The organism is Flagellimonas profundi (assembly GCF_017313275.1).
GTDB classification, from domain to species: Bacteria; Bacteroidota; Bacteroidia; order Flavobacteriales; family Flavobacteriaceae; genus Flagellimonas; species Flagellimonas profundi.
This window is the reverse complement of record NZ_JAFLNM010000005.1, coordinates 118,319-133,546: the sequence shown is the minus strand read 5'-3', so window position 1 is coordinate 133,546 and position 15,228 is coordinate 118,319. Positions and strand designations below refer to the sequence as shown.

Genomic DNA, 15,228 nt, shown 5'->3' with positions numbered 1-15,228 from the left:
ATTATGTCAAAGATTAAGGTTAAACAAATAAAGAGCGGCATTAAAAAGCCACAGGACCAAAAAAGGACTTTGGAGGCTCTTGGACTGAAAAAAATCGGACAGGAAGTTGAGCACGAAGCTACTCCTAGTATCCTTGGAATGGTAAATAAGGTAAAACACTTGGTTTCCACAGAGGAAGCTTAAAATATAAAGGCACATGGATTTGAATAGTCTTAAACCAGCGGATGGCGCTGTGCACAAAGAAGGAAAACGTGTAGGACGTGGAGAGGGTTCCGGTAAAGGAGGAACTTCTACCCGTGGACACAAAGGAGCCAAGTCTAGATCTGGATATTCCAAAAAAATTGGTTTCGAAGGTGGTCAGATGCCATTGCAAAGACGTGTACCCAAGTTCGGTTTTACTAACATGAACAGAAAAGAGTACACAGGAATCAATTTGGGCAAACTTCAAGAGTTGGTGGACAAAGGAACCGTGAAAAACGAAGTTACTTTGGAAACTCTTATCGAGAATGGACTGGCCCACAAAAACGATTTGGTAAAGATATTGGGTGACGGTGAATTGAAAGCCTCCCTTAAAGTATCTGTACATAAATTTACTGCTTCCGCTAAAGCTGCGATTGAGTCAGCAGGAGGTGAGGCAATAAGTTTATAAGAAGTATAGCATGAAGAAATTTATTGAGACCATATCAAATATCTGGAAGATTGATGAATTAAGGCAACGTATCATCCTAACATTGGGATTGTTATTGGTGTACCGATTTGGTGCCCAAGTTGTGCTTCCCGGTATTGATACCGCCCAATTGGCCCAATTATCCTCGAACACCGAAAGTGGTATCCTGGGTATTCTGAATGCTTTTACGGGTGGTGCTTTCGCGAATGCTTCGGTGTTCGCTTTGGGTATTATGCCCTATATCTCTGCTTCTATTGTGGTGCAGTTGATGGGAATAGCGATTCCTTATCTTCAAAAACTTCAAAAAGAAGGAGAAAGCGGTAGAAAAACCATCAACCAGATTACCCGTTGGTTAACAATTGGTATCTGTATCGTTCAAGCCCCTGCTTATTTGTATGGTCTTGGAGCCCTAGGTGTGCCGGACAGTGCATTTGTTTTGGGTAAAGGTTTGGATTTTATCGTTCCAGCTGTTATTATATTGGTAACAGGATGTGTGTTCGCTATGTGGTTGGGTGAGAAAATTACCGATAAGGGAATCGGAAACGGTATCTCCTTGTTGATTATGGTTGGTATCATCGCAACAATGCCACAGGCATTTGCACAGGAATTTGTTTCAAGAACAACCAACAACACAGGAGGAATCATGTTTATGTTGATCGAGGTGATTGTTTGGTTCTTGGTCATCTTGGCCAGTGTTTATTTAACCATGGCCGTAAGACAGATTCCAGTACAGTACGCAAGAAGAACAGCTTCTGGCGGATATGAAAAGAACGTAATGGGAGCACGTCAGTACATTCCACTAAAATTGAATGCATCTGGTGTAATGCCCATTATCTTTGCACAGGCAATTATGTTCGCGCCAAGTTTGATTGGTAGAACATTTAACGATACTGCTGCAGGTCAGTGGATGGAAGTACAGTTCGCCGATATTTTCGGATTGGCCTACAACATCCTATTTGCAGTATTGATCATCATATTTACGTACTTCTATACAGCGATCACCGTGCCAACGAACAAAATGGCCGATGATTTGAAAAGAAGTGGTGGTTTCATTCCGGGTATTCGTCCAGGAAAGGAAACAGGAAATTATTTGGACAAGATAATGTCCTTGATTACATTACCTGGCTCCATCTTTTTGGCCCTGTTGGCGGTATTGCCGGCCGTGGTTGTAAAGTTGATGGATGTACAGGCCGGATGGGCATTGTTTTACGGAGGTACATCACTATTGATTATGGTCGGTGTAGCGATAGATACTGTGCAACAAGTAAATTCTTATTTGTTGAACAGGCATTACGACGGCTTAATGAAAACCGGTAAAAACAGAAAAGTAGCATAATTTATGGCAAAGCAGCCAGCAATAGAACAAGACGGGACTATTATTGAAGCATTGTCTAATGCAATGTTCAGAGTAGAATTAGAGAATGGGCACGTGGTAACGGCGCACATTTCCGGGAAAATGCGTATGCACTACATAAAGTTGCTTCCTGGAGATAAGGTAAAGTTGGAGATGAGCCCATATGATTTAACAAAAGCAAGAATTACTTATAGATACTAGTTACATGAAAGTAAGAGCATCAATAAAGAAGAGAAGTGCCGACTGCAAAATTGTTCGCAGAAAGGGCAGATTGTACGTAATCAACAAAAAGAATCCTAGATTTAAACAAAGACAAGGGTAATTATGGCAAGAATTGCAGGGGTAGATATACCTAAACAAAAGCGTGGCGTTATTTCGCTTACCTACATCTTCGGTATAGGTAAAAGCAGGGCGCAAGAAATTTTGGCAGCAGCCCAAGTAAGTGAAGATACCAAGGTTTCCGATTGGACCGATGATGAAATCGGTAAAATCAGGGAAGCAGTGGGAGCTTACACCATTGAAGGAGAGCTTCGCTCAGAAACCTCAATGAACATCAAGCGTTTGATGGACATTGGTTGTTACCGTGGAATTCGCCACAGATCTGGATTGCCGTTAAGAGGTCAACGTACCAAGAACAACTCTAGGACCAGAAAAGGAAAAAGAAAAACAGTTGCCAACAAGAAAAAAGCAACTAAATAACAAGTAGGTAGTATGGCAAAGGCAAGTACTAAAACAGCTAAGAAGCGCAAAGTAGTCGTAGAATCTACCGGAGAGGCGCACGTTGTTGCATCTTTCAACAACATCATTATTTCCCTTACCAATAAGAAAGGTGATGTTATTTCATGGTCTTCCGCAGGAAAAATGGGATTCCGAGGCTCAAAAAAGAACACTCCCTATGCAGCTCAGATAGCAGCAGAGGAATGTGCTAAAGTTGCTCACGAAGCAGGTTTGAGAAAAGTGAAGGTTTATGTAAAAGGACCGGGTAACGGTAGGGAATCAGCCATCCGTTCCATTCACAACTCTGGAATCGAAGTAACTGAAATCATTGATGTTACTCCACTTCCGCACAACGGTTGTAGACCACCAAAAAGAAGAAGAGTTTAATAATCATTAATAGATTAATGGCCCCAAAAGGGTCTTCACCCGAAGGTGCAGTTAGATTATCGAAGGATAAGCCTTAATTCATAATCGCACTTTCAAATTAATAGAAGATGGCAAGATATACAGGACCAAAAACAAAAATCGCTAGAAAGTTTGGAGAAGCGATTTTCGGAGACGATAAGTCATTCGAAAAGAAAAATTACCCTCCAGGACAACACGGTAACAACAGACGCCGTGGTAAAAAGTCTGAATATGCAATCCAGTTAATGGAGAAGCAAAAAGCAAAATATACTTACGGTATTTTGGAGAAGCAATTTCGTAATCTTTTTGCCGAGGCAAAAAGAAAAGAAGGTGTTACCGGTGAGATTTTGCTTCAGTTGTGTGAGTCACGTTTGGACAACGTGGTCTTCAGAATGGGAATCAGCCCATCAAGAAGAGGGGCGCGTCAGTTGGTATCGCACCGTCACATTACCGTAAACGGGGAGGTAGTAAATATTCCATCCTTTTCACTAAAAGCCGGCGATGTAGTTGGTGTTAGGGAAAAATCCAAATCAGTACAATCCATTGCTGACTCTTTGGCTAACAACAGCAGTGTTTACGAATGGATCACATGGAACTCTGAAAAGAAAGAAGGTACTTACGTTGCCGTTCCAGAAAGACTTCAGATCCCTGAGAATATCAAGGAACAACTGATAGTCGAATTATACTCTAAATAAGAATTCAACATTAATCCAATTATGGCATTACTTAATTTTCAGAAGCCCGATAAAGTTATAATGATCGATTCAACAGATTTCGAGGGGAAATTCGAATTTCGTCCTTTGGAACCTGGGTATGGATTAACAGTTGGGAATGCGCTGAGAAGGGTTTTGCTTTCCTCTTTGGAAGGTTTTGCCATCACTTCTGTGCGCATAGATGGAGTTGAACATGAGTTTTCTGTTATACCAGGCGTTGTTGAAGACGTTACAGAAATTATCCTGAACCTAAAACAGGTTAGGTTCAAAAGACAGATTGATGATGTTGAGAGCGAGACTGTATCTATTTCCGTAAGCGGAAAAGAACAAATGACAGCTGGTGACTTCCAAAAATTCATCTCAGGATACCAAGTGCTGAACCCAGACTTGGTTATCTGTAACATGGACCCTAAGGTAAGCATCAACTTAGAGATTGTTATAGAAAAAGGTCGTGGTTATGTTCCCGCGGAGGAAAACAAAAAATCAAATGCTCCTTTAGGAAGTATTGCGGTTGATTCTGTTTACACTCCGGTAAAGAATGTAAAATACAGCATCGAAAATTACAGGGTAGAGCAAAAAACCGATTACGAAAAATTGGTTTTTGAAATCATCACAGATGGTTCCATCCACCCAAAAGATGCCTTGACCGAGGCTGCTAAAGTTTTGATTCACCACTTTATGCTATTCTCCGATGAGCGTATCACCCTTGAGGCTGATGAAATTGCCCAGACCGAGACATATGATGAAGAATCATTGCACATGCGTCAGTTGTTGAAGACGAAATTGGTAGATATGGACTTGTCCGTAAGGGCTTTGAACTGTCTTAAAGCTGCCGAAGTGGATTCTTTGGGAGATTTGGTTTCCTTCAACAAAAACGATTTGATGAAGTTCAGAAACTTCGGTAAAAAATCATTGACCGAATTGGAAGAATTGGTCATTAATAAAGGTCTACAATTTGGCATGGACCTTTCCAAATACAAATTAGATAAAGATTAATAATCATATTTTGCTCTCCTGTTAAAGCGGGATTTGGTAGCAAGATGATAACTTAGAACAATGAGACACGGAAAGAAGTTTAATCACTTAGGTAGAACGGCTGCCCACAGAAAGGCTATGTTGGCCAATATGGGAAGTTCCCTGATAGAGCATAAAAGAATCAACACTACGGTTGCAAAAGCCAAAGCGTTGAAGCAGTTTATCGAGCCTTTGATCACCAAAGCAAAGATCGAAAATAACCAGACTACCGAGAAAGGTACGCACAACAGAAGGGTTGTTTTTAGTAACTTAAGAAGCAAGGAAGCTGTAACAGAATTGTTCAGTACCGTTGCAGAAAAAGTTGGTGACAGACCAGGAGGTTACACAAGAATTATTAAATTGGGTAATCGTTTGGGAGATAACGCGGACATGGCGATGATCGAGTTGGTGGATTTCAATGAGCTTTACAACGCAGGCAAGCCTAAGAAGAAATCGACCAGAAGAAGTAGAAGAGGTGGAGGTGCCAAGAAAGCTGAAGCACCTGCTCCAGCAGCTGAAACTAAAACTGACGATTCTGAAGAATAAGAAGAATGTTATTAACTATTGTATTTAATGAAAAAGGATAAGTGAAAACTTATCCTTTTTTTATGTTTTTTTGTCTTAACTGAAACTAGAGCACGAAATGAAGTATCACACAAAGAAAAAAGCGTTGATTTTGTTGGCGGACGGAACCATATTTTATGGTAAGGCTGTTGGAGGAAGAGAAGGTACCGCAGTAGGGGAAGTATGTTTCAATACTGGGATGACAGGTTACCAGGAAATTTTCACCGATCCATCTTACTACGGACAGTTAATGGTGACCACCAATGCCCATATTGGTAATTATGGGGCCCATGAAGACGAAGTAGAATCCGATTCCATAAAGATTGCGGGTCTTATCTGTAAAAATTTCAGTTATGAATATTCAAGGCCAGATGCCAAAATGAGCCTTCTTGAATTCTTGGACCAAAACAACCTTTTGGCGATCTCCGATGTGGACACCCGCGCTTTGGTGAGCTACATTAGGGACAACGGCGCCATGAATGCATTGATTTCCACAAAGGTAGATGACATCGACGCACTGAAAGAGGAGTTGAAACAAGTACCGAGTATGGAAGGATTGGAGCTTTCTTCCAAAGTGTCTACAAAAGAACCTTATTTCTACGGAGATGAAAACTCGGAATTCAAGATTTCTGCTTTGGACATCGGAATCAAAAAGAACATCCTCAGAAACTTGGCAAAAAGAGGGGCGTACATCAAAGTGTTTCCGTACAATACTTCATACGATCAAATGAAGGAATGGAACCCAGATGGATATTTTATATCCAACGGTCCAGGTGACCCTGAGCCTTTGACTGATGCGGTAGCTGCGACCAAGGAGATGATTGCTTCCGACAAACCGTTGTTCGGAATCTGCTTGGGACATCAAGTGTTGGCTTTGGCCAACGGAGTTTCCACCTATAAAATGCACAACGGTCACAGGGGTATTAACCACCCAATCTTAAATTTGATCACAGGAAAAGGGGAAATCACTTCCCAAAATCATGGATTTGCAGTAAATAGGGAAGAGACCGAATCAAATGCAGCGTTGGAGATTACCCATACCCATTTGAACGATCATACCGTTGCAGGAATAAAAATGAAGGACAAGGACGTATTCTCGGTACAGTATCACCCCGAAGCAAGTCCAGGCCCGCACGATGCAGATTATCTGTTCGACCAGTTCTTCGATTTGATCAAGGCAAGGAAAAACTAAAACGTTATAGTTTTGTTTTTAAGCAATTAAGTGCGTTTTGTGAGTAATATCATGGAGTTAAAAACGCCACCTTTTGTATCTTAGCCCAATAATCACAACTAAAAACATTGAATTAAAATGAGCATCATTATCAACATTCATGCAAGACAGATATTGGATTCCAGAGGAAATCCAACAGTAGAAGTAGATGTAGTAACCGAAAATGGAATTATGGGAAGGGCAGCAGTGCCTTCTGGAGCCTCTACTGGGGAGCATGAAGCCGTTGAATTGCGCGATGGTGGCGATTCCTTTATGGGTAAAGGTGTCGGTAAAGCGGTCAATAACGTAAATACCATCATTGCAGAGGAATTGATCGGAACTTCTGTGTTTGAGCAGAACTACATCGATCAGACCATGATTGAGTTGGATGGTACCCCGAACAAATCAAAATTAGGGGCCAACGCCATATTGGGAGTTTCCTTGGCAGCGGCAAAAGCGGCAGCCAACGAGTTGGGAATGCCGTTGTACCGCTATGTAGGTGGTGTTAGTGCCAACACACTTCCAGTACCAATGATGAACATTATCAATGGAGGTTCGCACTCCGATGCACCGATTGCATTCCAAGAATTTATGGTAATGCCCGTTAAAGCAAAAGACTTTAGCCATGCCATGCAAATGGGGACCGAAATCTTCCATAATCTTAAAAAAGTATTGCACGATCGTGGTTTAAGTACTGCTGTAGGTGATGAAGGTGGATTTGCTCCAACATTGGACGGAACAGAAGATGCCTTGGATACCATTGCCAAAGCTGTTGAAAAGGCCGGCTACAAATTTGGGGAAGAAGTGATGATCGCTTTGGATTGTGCCGCTGCAGAGTTTTATGTTGATGGCAAATACGATTACACCAAATTTGAAGGAGATAAAGGAGCTGTAAGAACTTCTGAAGAGCAAGCACAGTACTTGGCCGAACTTTCTGAAAAGTATCCGATCATTTCCATTGAAGATGGAATGGATGAAAACGATTGGGAGGGGTGGAAAGTGTTGACCGAAAAAATTGGTGACAAAGTACAATTGGTCGGTGATGATTTGTACGTAACCAACGTGCAGCGTTTGTCCCGTGGTATCGAAAATGGTATCGCCAATTCTATTTTGATCAAGGTGAACCAAATCGGGACATTAACGGAGACCATTGCAGCCGTAAATATGGCGAAGAATGCTGGTTATACCTCAGTAATGTCTCACAGATCAGGTGAAACGGAAGACAATACCATTGCTGATTTGGCAGTTGCTTTGAACACGGGTCAGATTAAAACAGGTTCTGCTTCCCGAAGCGACCGTATGGCCAAGTACAATCAATTGTTGAGAATTGAGGAAGAGTTGGGAGATATAGCATACTACCCTCAAGAAAAAGCATTTAAGGTAAAATAAGCATAATAATTATTTAGCATACAAAAGGCCTTTTCCAAATGGGAAAGGCTTTTTTTTGTTTCAATAACAAACTTTGGTTAAATTAAGGGTTCAACTAAACACCCATTCAAATTCTCCCATATGAATAACTTTCTTTTTGTTGCCGCCGAAAACGATGCTTTGGAAAACTGTAAAGCTGGTGGTATGGGCGACGTAGTTCGAGATGTGCCACGACAAATTTCAGAACGGGGCGACAAGGTGCATGTTGTTGTGCCGGCTTATTCCAGACTTCACCATGGGGGGTTGCCCAGGACTACCTTGAACTTTTCACTAAGAGGTATTACCTATACTGCAGAATTGTACGAGGTAAAGCCCAAAAAAGAGTTTCCTAATATCTTTCATTACGTATTGCACCATCCAGAGATAGAGGCCGGAGATATTGCACATATATATCACAACGACCCGGAAGAGCCCTTCTATACCGATGCTATTAAGTATTTCATATTTTGTACTGCTGTGGCAGAAGCTATAAAACAAGGAGCCTTTGGAGATGTGGATTTGGTGCATTTACATGATTGGCATTCCAGCTTGTTGTTGTTTCTAAGGGAATACCATCCGGATTATACCAATCTAAAAGATATTAGGATCGTATACAGCATTCATAATCTTGCTATTCAGGGTATACGCCCGTTTGATGACAATTATTCATCCGTGAAAAATTGGTTCCCCAATGTGCCTTTGGACTACCAAAAGTTGATGGATTACAGGTACCAAGATTGCATTAACCTTATGGCTGTTGGAATAAGATTTGCCGATGCGGTACACACGGTTTCGCCATCTTATAAAGAAGATGTACTGCTGCCCAGCTCTCCCCCGGAATTTATTGGAGGGGAAGGATTGGAGAAGGATTTGCAACAGGCAGATGAAGAAGGACGATTGTTCGGTATTTTGAACGGTTGCAATTATAAGAACATCAACAAGGAGAAAAAAGGCAATATTTACCGAAACACGGTCAAGGCATTGTTCGGTTGGCTGCAACAGGAAGATAAAAAATACAAGGCAGACTTTTTGGCCCATACAGGGGAGAAAATTATGGCCTTTGTAGATGATAGACCCAAATTTATTGCATCCAGTGTTGCGCGGTTAACGGAACAAAAGTTTTATTTCTTCATGCGTTCACCAGAAGCTTTCGTGGAAATTCTGAAACATTTGGAGAAGGTTGATGGAATTTTTATGCTATTGGGTACAGGGGCACCCGAGTATGAAGAGTTGTTCAGAAAGCTGAGTTACGAACACAAGAACTTTATTTTTACCAATGGTCAATCGGAGAAGCTCATCGACTCCATGTACCTGGAATCCGACCTGTATTTTATGCCCAGTCTTTTTGAACCCTGTGGTATAAGCCAAATGCTGGCCATGAGAAATGGGAATCCTTGTTTGGTTCACCATACGGGAGGGCTTAAAGATACTGTGGAACATATGAAGACAGGTTTTAGCTTTGATGGCGATACCTATGACGAGAAAATAAAAAGTATGTTGGAAGCCTTGGATATAGCTTTGGATGTATTCCAAAACGATAAGCCGACCTGGAAAAAAATACAAGCTGCGGCAAGGAAAAAGCGTTTCACTTGGAAGAAATCGGTGGACGAATATTATAAACTGCTCTACAAATTGGATTGAGCCAATTTTTCCATATCAATTTAGCGTTAATATCAACACAAATAGTGGCTGTAAATTGTTAATGGCTCTGCTTTTTCGTAATTTCCGCATTCAATTTTTACTAATCTATTAAAATATAAAATGTCGGATAAAGCTATACTCGAATACGGGGGAGAACGGTTTGAATTTCCCGTTATCAAAGGTACTGAAGATGAATTGGCCATAGATATTAAAACCTTGAGGGCCTCAACAGGAATGGTGACCATTGATCCAGGATACAAAAACACTGGATCCTGCGAAAGTGCCATCACCTTTTTGAACGGAGAGCAGGGTATTTTGAGGTATCGTGGATATTCCATCGAAGACCTAGCGGAGAAAGCCGACTTCTTGGAGGTAGCGTATCTTTTGATTTTTGGTGAATTGCCGAACAAAGAGCAGCTGGAAAAATTCCATAGCGATATCAAGGAAGAGTCCCAAGTAGATGAGGAAATGAAGAAAATTTTGGATGCTTTTCCAAAATCGGCACACCCCATGGGCGTACTTTCTTCAATGACCAGCGCATTGGTGGCATTTAACCCATCCTGTGTAGACGTTGCGTCGGAATCCGCTATGTACAATTCGATTGTTCGAATTTTGGCCAAATTCCCTGTTTTGGTGGCTTGGACCCTGCGCAAAAAGAAAGGTCTTCCATTGGATTATGGGGACGATGCCTTAGGCTATGTGGAGAACGTTCATAAAATGATGTTCAAAAGACCGAACAAAGAATACACGAAAGATCAAATAGCCATAAATGCCTTGGACAAGCTATTGATTTTACATGCAGATCATGAGCAGAACTGTTCAACTTCCACAGTTCGTATTGTTGGGTCATCGCACGCAGGACTTTTTGCTTCACTTTCTGCAGGTATCTCAGCTCTTTGGGGACCATTGCATGGAGGTGCCAATCAAGCTGTTTTGGAAATGTTGGAAGCTATTGAGGCCGATGGTGGCGATACGAAGAAATACATGGCGAAGGCTAAGGATAAGGACGATCCGTTCAGATTGATGGGCTTCGGACACCGCGTATATAAAAACTTTGACCCAAGGGCAAAAATCATTAAAAAATCTGCAGACGAAGTATTGGGCAATTTAGGAATCGAAGATCCTATTTTGGATATCGCCAAGGGATTGGAGAAAGAAGCCTTGGAAGACAAGTACTTTGTAGATAGAAAGCTATATCCTAATGTGGATTTCTATTCAGGGATTATCTACCGAGCGCTAGGAATACCAACGGAAATGTTTACGGTAATGTTTGCTTTGGGCAGGTTGCCTGGTTGGATAGCCCAATGGAGAGAAATGAGACTGAGAAAAGAACCTATCGGAAGACCAAGACAAGTTTATATTGGAGAGAAACATAGAGAATTTGTTCCATTGGAGAAAAGATAGGATTTAGGACAAAAAGGAAGTAAAAAGGGGCTAAAATAGCCCCTTTTATTTTTGATAGGATAACAGATTAAAGCCTTCCTACGGTGTTTCCGTTCAATGATCTGTCACTATCGTGGCAAATTCGCATAATTTCACATTGGTAATATTTTTGAATGTCTGAAATAGAAGTATCCGTAAGAGCGTTTTTGGCTTTTTGAAACGTTTGGTGGATGAACTCATGAGCGTCCACTGTGTTTAAATTTTTCAGCGTCGAATCTATGGATTCACCAAATTTGCTCACAGACTCGTTTACTTTCTTAATACTCCAGTCAATATGGCCCTTTACTTCTTTTGAATGTGTGAAATAGTCTATGGGATAATCACTCTCTTTTATACAGTCATCATATTTAACGGCATAAACGGTATCCAATGGTATGTTGGAATTTGCCTTAAAGGTAAAATTGAGCGTTTCATTTCTTTGGAAAGCATTTATGCCCCCCAATAAAACAAAGACTGTTACCAGTAAAACGGAAGCCAATAGCATTTTTTTCATTTGTAGGAAAAATCTTAATACAAATGTAATAATTAATAAAAAACAGTCCAACGTATCTGGAGTAAAATTTACATAAAGGGCCATATTTTAACAAGGTGATAGGCAATTGGTTATGTAAAATATGATATTCCCAATTATCGTGTACATTAACCTAAATCTGATTGCTATTTTTCCCTTTCTTGGGGATGGTAAATAGTTTGCAAAACATTAGATTTGCCTCAGAAAATTTAAGGATTTCCTTTATTGCTTTCATTGGCCTACATTTTATGGGCATTAATACCAATTTTATGATTGAATTAAACATTGTTGATGAGACCAGCATGCTAAAAGCCGTGATTTTGGGAACTGCTGAAAGTAATGGCCCTGTTCCTACAATAGAGGAAGCCTACGATCCTAAATCCATAGAACATATAAAGGCAGGAACGTATCCCAAAGAAGCCGATATGGTCAAGGAAATGGAAGCCTTTGCCCAAGTATTCCACAAGTATGGTGTAAAAGTGTACCGACCGGAAGTATTGGAAGACTGTAATCAAATATTTGCTAGGGATATTGCTTTTGTGATAGAGGACAAACTGTTCCATGCCAATATTTTGCCCGACCGCGAGCGGGAATTTGTGGCCATCCATGAAGTTTTGGATCAAATTGATCCAACAAAGATTGTTCGCCCTCCCGAAGAAGTACATATTGAAGGAGGCGACGTGATGCCGTGGAACGACCATATTTTTGTTGGAACCTATACAGGTGCCGACTATGCAAGTTACATTACGGCACGAACCAATATCGAAGCCGTCGAATTTATTCGCGATATGTTTCCGTATAAAACAGTAAAATCCTTCGAACTTCGAAAGTCCAATACCGATCCCAAGGAGAATGCACTGCATTTGGATTGTTGTTTCCAACCTGTAGGAAAGGACAAAGCAATTTTGCACAAAAATGGATTTTTGGTAGAGGAGGAGTATCAGTATTTGGTCGATTTCTTTGGTCCGGAGAACATTTTTGAAATAAATAAGGAAGAAATGTATCAAATGTTCAGTAATGTCTTTTCCATATCGCCCGAAGTGGTGGTGTCGGAAAAGGGTTTTACCAGGCTGAACAATTGGCTTCGGGACCAAGGATTCACCGTGGAGGAGATTCCCTATGCCGAAATAGCCAAGCAAGAAGGTTTATTGCGTTGTAGCACTATGCCTTTGATCAGAGCATAATTTTTAACCCTAACTTCCTGCTGCCACAGGTATAATCAAAATAGTCAAAGTATTGAGAAAACAGATTACCAACACCATTCTTATGGTGCGTCCCGTGAACTTTAGGATGAACGAGCAAACTGCGGTCAACAACTATTTTCAGGAAGACCCGCACCTCAAAAATGCCGAAATCAACAAAAAGGCACAGCAAGAGTTTGACCAATTTGTGGATGTGCTTCGGGAACATGGCGTTAATGTGATTACCATTGATGACAATATGGAACAGGATACGCCAGATTCAATTTTCCCGAACAACTGGGTTTCTTTTCACGAGAGCGGAACCGTTTGTGTATACCCCATGTTTGCCGAAAACAGAAGAAAGGAACGCAGGGAAGATGTTTTTGAGTTGTTGGAAGAGCATGGATTTGTCATTAACAATATCATGGACTATACCGCTGCGGAAGATGAAGGTGTGTTTTTGGAAGGAACTGGCAGTATCCTAAAAGATAGGGTGAATCAAAAAGCATATTGCGCACTTTCCGAACGTGCTCACGAAGATCTTTTTATAGAATTCTGTGAAGATTTTGATTGCTTCCCGGTAATTTTTCACGCCAACCAAACTGTGGATGGCGAGCGACTGCCCATTTACCATACCAATGTGATGATGGCCATGGCGGAAACCTTTGCTGTTATCTGTTTGGACTCCATTGACGATAAAAAGGAACGAAAAAATGTGGTAGAGCACATTAAAATGGACGGCAAGGAGGTTATTAGAATTACAGAGGAACAAATGTGCCATTTCGCTGGAAATATGTTGCAAGTGATCGGTGCGAATGACCAACGTTATATGGTGATGAGCACGCAGGCCTTCAATAGCCTTACCGAACAACAGATCAAAGACATAGAAAAGCACTGTGCCATAATTCACAGTCCTTTGGATACCATTGAGACCTGTGGCGGGGGTAGTGCCCGATGTATGATGGCCGAGGTGTTTTTGCCAAAAGCATAGTGCCTTGATGGCATTTCGAACACAGTGGAGAAATTTTTAATTCTTGTTCGACACGAATTTCACGAATTTTCACAAAGTTTCAAGGTATCACATTGAGTTGGTTCCTGAGCTGTCATCCTGAGCGCAGTCGAAGGAGGGCGAAGGAGCATTCGAGATGTCTTTGGCATAAATAGCAGGATTGCTAAATTGATGCTTTGCATCCCAATAGGATCAGATTCCGTGGTAGGCATGGAATGACGTCTGGCGGATAATCATGAATAGGTATTAATTGAAAATTGAATAACTTCCGCTATGCGTAGAAATTTTGAAATATTGGGTTTGTGTATGGGATGGTTTGCCGTTCTTGCCCAACTATACTTAATGCTGCAGAACCAAGAGGCCAGTGTTGTAGAGAGTTTGGTGCGATTTGTAAGTTTCTTTACCATACTTACCAATACCCTAGTGGCATTGTTCTTTACCGCCCGTGTATTCGGTGCCGACCAAAAACGATTGGCACTTTTCCATAAAAAAGCAACGCCCATGGCGCTTACGGTTTTTATTGTGGTTGTGGGCCTGGTGTACCAATTGGTGTTACGTGATATTTGGAACCCAACAGGTTTGCAAATGGTGGTGGACGAATTGTTGCATACCATTATCCCAGCGTTTATGTATGTGTATTGGCTCATGTTCTGTGCTAGGAACATTGTTACTTGGAAACAAATCTCCAAATGGCTGCTATACCCTTTAGGGTATTTGATTTTTGTGATGGTACGCGGGCATTTTTCCGGATTTTATCCCTATCCTTTTTTTAATGTGACCGAACTTGGTTGGGGAACATCCTTATTGAATGTCGGGTTGGTATTTTTGTTGATGCTTTTGATCATGGCAGCCCTTCTTTTTCTGGGGAAACTACTTCAGCCGAAACAATGAACAAAGGACAATGAGCAATAAACAATTTGTCATTCTGAACAGCGTTCAGCATCTAATTGTTGGACACAAATTGCAGGAATTATCATAAATCTTGAACCTGTCATTCTGAACGGAGTTCAGCATCTCATTGTTGGACACAAATTACACGAATTTTCCTGAAGTATTGGGTTTCACATCGGGTTGGTTCCAGAGCTGTCATCCTGAGCGCAGTCGAAGGAGGGCGAAGGGGGCAGTTGAGAAACCTAGGAATAGTCTGGATTTCTCAATCCAACCACAATTCCTCGAAGCGCAGCGACCACTTGTTGTACCTCTTTACGGTCAAACGTTTCTTCTTCCAAATAAAACAGCATTTCCAGAGCCAAATCCAAAACTTTGGCCAGTTCTTCAGGGGAACCATAGCAGTCTTCAATCCAATTAATTAAAACCTCACTATGCTTCATATCAAATCAAAACTTGCCATATATGGCATTAATAACCGCAAATATAAGCCTTTTCTTGACT

The 15,228-nt window shown here is 41.2% G+C and carries 19 protein-coding genes; 17 read left to right on the top strand and 2 right to left on the bottom strand.

The window, feature by feature from the left end; all coding sequences use genetic code 11:
* The first annotated feature begins 3 nt into the window (after positions 1-3).
* From rpmD to J0654_RS17010, 14 genes are all read left to right on the top strand, one after another.
* Positions 4-183 carry a 50S ribosomal protein L30 gene (rpmD, locus tag J0654_RS17075; RefSeq protein WP_207030334.1) on the top strand — a complete coding sequence of 60 codons (180 nt, stop codon included), beginning with the start codon at positions 4-6 and terminating at the stop codon, positions 181-183.
* A gap of 13 nt (positions 184-196) precedes the next feature.
* Positions 197-649: a 50S ribosomal protein L15 gene (gene rplO, locus J0654_RS17070; RefSeq protein WP_207030333.1), complete on the top strand. Its 453-nt coding sequence runs from the start codon at positions 197-199 to the stop codon at positions 647-649.
* 10 nt (positions 650-659) lie between these two features.
* On the top strand, positions 660-2,003 hold the full coding sequence (secY, locus tag J0654_RS17065) for a preprotein translocase subunit SecY (RefSeq protein WP_207030332.1): 1,344 nt from the start codon (positions 660-662) through the stop codon (positions 2,001-2,003).
* A gap of 3 nt (positions 2,004-2,006) precedes the next feature.
* On the top strand, positions 2,007-2,222 hold the full coding sequence (gene infA / locus J0654_RS17060) for a translation initiation factor IF-1 (RefSeq protein WP_014031991.1): 216 nt from the start codon (positions 2,007-2,009) through the stop codon (positions 2,220-2,222).
* Positions 2,223-2,226: 4 nt separating this feature from the next.
* Entirely contained in the window at positions 2,227-2,343 is a 117-nt protein-coding gene (gene ykgO / locus J0654_RS17055; protein WP_010519235.1) for a type B 50S ribosomal protein L36, read from the top strand.
* A gap of 2 nt (positions 2,344-2,345) precedes the next feature.
* Complete coding sequence (gene rpsM, locus J0654_RS17050) at positions 2,346-2,720, top strand: 30S ribosomal protein S13 (protein ID WP_014031990.1); 375 nt, start codon at positions 2,346-2,348, stop codon at positions 2,718-2,720.
* Between the two features lie 12 nt (positions 2,721-2,732).
* Complete coding sequence (gene rpsK, locus J0654_RS17045; RefSeq protein WP_207030331.1) at positions 2,733-3,125, top strand: 30S ribosomal protein S11; 393 nt, start codon at positions 2,733-2,735, stop codon at positions 3,123-3,125.
* Between the two features lie 107 nt (positions 3,126-3,232).
* Entirely contained in the window at positions 3,233-3,838 is a 606-nt protein-coding gene (rpsD, locus tag J0654_RS17040) for a 30S ribosomal protein S4 (protein WP_207030330.1), read from the top strand.
* Between the two features lie 21 nt (positions 3,839-3,859).
* Positions 3,860-4,852: a DNA-directed RNA polymerase subunit alpha gene (locus J0654_RS17035; RefSeq protein ID WP_207030329.1), complete on the top strand. Its 993-nt coding sequence runs from the start codon at positions 3,860-3,862 to the stop codon at positions 4,850-4,852.
* A 60-nt stretch (positions 4,853-4,912) separates the two neighbouring features.
* Positions 4,913-5,416, top strand: a complete 504-nt coding sequence (rplQ, locus tag J0654_RS17030; protein ID WP_207030328.1) for a 50S ribosomal protein L17 — start codon at positions 4,913-4,915, stop codon at positions 5,414-5,416.
* Positions 5,417-5,513: 97 nt separating this feature from the next.
* Positions 5,514-6,626: a glutamine-hydrolyzing carbamoyl-phosphate synthase small subunit gene (carA, locus tag J0654_RS17025; protein WP_207030327.1), complete on the top strand. Its 1,113-nt coding sequence runs from the start codon at positions 5,514-5,516 to the stop codon at positions 6,624-6,626.
* A gap of 117 nt (positions 6,627-6,743) precedes the next feature.
* A complete protein-coding gene (eno, locus tag J0654_RS17020; RefSeq protein ID WP_207030326.1) occupies positions 6,744-8,033 on the top strand; it encodes a phosphopyruvate hydratase in 1,290 nt (429 codons plus the stop codon).
* 120 nt (positions 8,034-8,153) lie between these two features.
* Positions 8,154-9,692 carry a glycogen synthase gene (locus J0654_RS17015; protein WP_207030325.1) on the top strand — a complete coding sequence of 513 codons (1,539 nt, stop codon included), beginning with the start codon at positions 8,154-8,156 and terminating at the stop codon, positions 9,690-9,692.
* Positions 9,693-9,812: 120 nt separating this feature from the next.
* Positions 9,813-11,096, top strand: coding sequence for a citrate synthase (locus J0654_RS17010; RefSeq protein WP_207030324.1), 1,284 nt, complete (start codon positions 9,813-9,815; stop codon positions 11,094-11,096).
* Between the two features lie 67 nt (positions 11,097-11,163).
* Here the strand turns inward: J0654_RS17010 and J0654_RS17005 are convergent, their stop codons facing one another.
* Entirely contained in the window at positions 11,164-11,628 is a 465-nt protein-coding gene (locus tag J0654_RS17005; RefSeq protein ID WP_207030323.1) for a hypothetical protein, read from the bottom strand.
* Between the two features lie 287 nt (positions 11,629-11,915).
* On the opposite strand from J0654_RS17005, the gene J0654_RS17000 reads away from it, so the two are divergent.
* The 3 genes from J0654_RS17000 (at position 11,916) to J0654_RS16990 (ending at position 14,727) form a co-directional block, all read left to right on the top strand.
* A complete protein-coding gene (locus J0654_RS17000) occupies positions 11,916-12,830 on the top strand; it encodes a dimethylarginine dimethylaminohydrolase family protein (protein ID WP_207030322.1) in 915 nt (304 codons plus the stop codon).
* An 82-nt stretch (positions 12,831-12,912) separates the two neighbouring features.
* Positions 12,913-13,818, top strand: a complete 906-nt coding sequence (gene ctlX / locus J0654_RS16995) for a citrulline utilization hydrolase CtlX (protein WP_207030418.1) — start codon at positions 12,913-12,915, stop codon at positions 13,816-13,818.
* A 291-nt stretch (positions 13,819-14,109) separates the two neighbouring features.
* A complete protein-coding gene (locus J0654_RS16990) occupies positions 14,110-14,727 on the top strand; it encodes a Pr6Pr family membrane protein (protein WP_207030321.1) in 618 nt (205 codons plus the stop codon).
* 242 nt (positions 14,728-14,969) lie between these two features.
* Here the strand turns inward: J0654_RS16990 and J0654_RS16985 are convergent, their stop codons facing one another.
* Positions 14,970-15,167, bottom strand: a complete 198-nt coding sequence (locus J0654_RS16985; RefSeq protein WP_207030320.1) for a hypothetical protein — start codon at positions 15,165-15,167, stop codon at positions 14,970-14,972.
* Positions 15,168-15,228 lie beyond the last annotated feature (61 nt).

Excerpts from the sequence above, each read along its gene's own strand:
- J0654_RS17005 (WP_207030323.1), bottom strand. The coding sequence starts at position 11,628 with ATGAAAAAAATGCTATTGGCTTCCGTTTTACTGGTAACAGTCTTTGTT.
- rpmD (WP_207030334.1), top strand. The coding sequence starts at position 4 with ATGTCAAAGATTAAGGTTAAACAAATAAAGAGCGGCATTAAAAAGCCA.
- rpsM (WP_014031990.1), top strand. The coding sequence starts at position 2,346 with ATGGCAAGAATTGCAGGGGTAGATATACCTAAACAAAAGCGTGGCGTT.
- infA (WP_014031991.1), top strand. The coding sequence starts at position 2,007 with ATGGCAAAGCAGCCAGCAATAGAACAAGACGGGACTATTATTGAAGCA.
- J0654_RS16990 (WP_207030321.1), top strand. The coding sequence starts at position 14,110 with ATGCGTAGAAATTTTGAAATATTGGGTTTGTGTATGGGATGGTTTGCC.
- rplO (WP_207030333.1), top strand. The coding sequence starts at position 197 with ATGGATTTGAATAGTCTTAAACCAGCGGATGGCGCTGTGCACAAAGAA.
- rpsK (WP_207030331.1), top strand. The coding sequence starts at position 2,733 with ATGGCAAAGGCAAGTACTAAAACAGCTAAGAAGCGCAAAGTAGTCGTA.
- J0654_RS16985 (WP_207030320.1), bottom strand. The coding sequence starts at position 15,167 with ATGAAGCATAGTGAGGTTTTAATTAATTGGATTGAAGACTGCTATGGT.
- J0654_RS17035 (WP_207030329.1), top strand. The coding sequence starts at position 3,860 with ATGGCATTACTTAATTTTCAGAAGCCCGATAAAGTTATAATGATCGAT.
- J0654_RS17010 (WP_207030324.1), top strand. The coding sequence starts at position 9,813 with ATGTCGGATAAAGCTATACTCGAATACGGGGGAGAACGGTTTGAATTT.
- rplQ (WP_207030328.1), top strand. The coding sequence starts at position 4,913 with ATGAGACACGGAAAGAAGTTTAATCACTTAGGTAGAACGGCTGCCCAC.
- rpsD (WP_207030330.1), top strand. The coding sequence starts at position 3,233 with ATGGCAAGATATACAGGACCAAAAACAAAAATCGCTAGAAAGTTTGGA.
- secY (WP_207030332.1), top strand. The coding sequence starts at position 660 with ATGAAGAAATTTATTGAGACCATATCAAATATCTGGAAGATTGATGAA.
- eno (WP_207030326.1), top strand. The coding sequence starts at position 6,744 with ATGAGCATCATTATCAACATTCATGCAAGACAGATATTGGATTCCAGA.
- ctlX (WP_207030418.1), top strand. The coding sequence starts at position 12,913 with ATGGTGCGTCCCGTGAACTTTAGGATGAACGAGCAAACTGCGGTCAAC.
- ykgO (WP_010519235.1), top strand. The coding sequence starts at position 2,227 with ATGAAAGTAAGAGCATCAATAAAGAAGAGAAGTGCCGACTGCAAAATT.
- carA (WP_207030327.1), top strand. The coding sequence starts at position 5,514 with ATGAAGTATCACACAAAGAAAAAAGCGTTGATTTTGTTGGCGGACGGA.
- J0654_RS17015 (WP_207030325.1), top strand. The coding sequence starts at position 8,154 with ATGAATAACTTTCTTTTTGTTGCCGCCGAAAACGATGCTTTGGAAAAC.
- J0654_RS17000 (WP_207030322.1), top strand. The coding sequence starts at position 11,916 with ATGATTGAATTAAACATTGTTGATGAGACCAGCATGCTAAAAGCCGTG.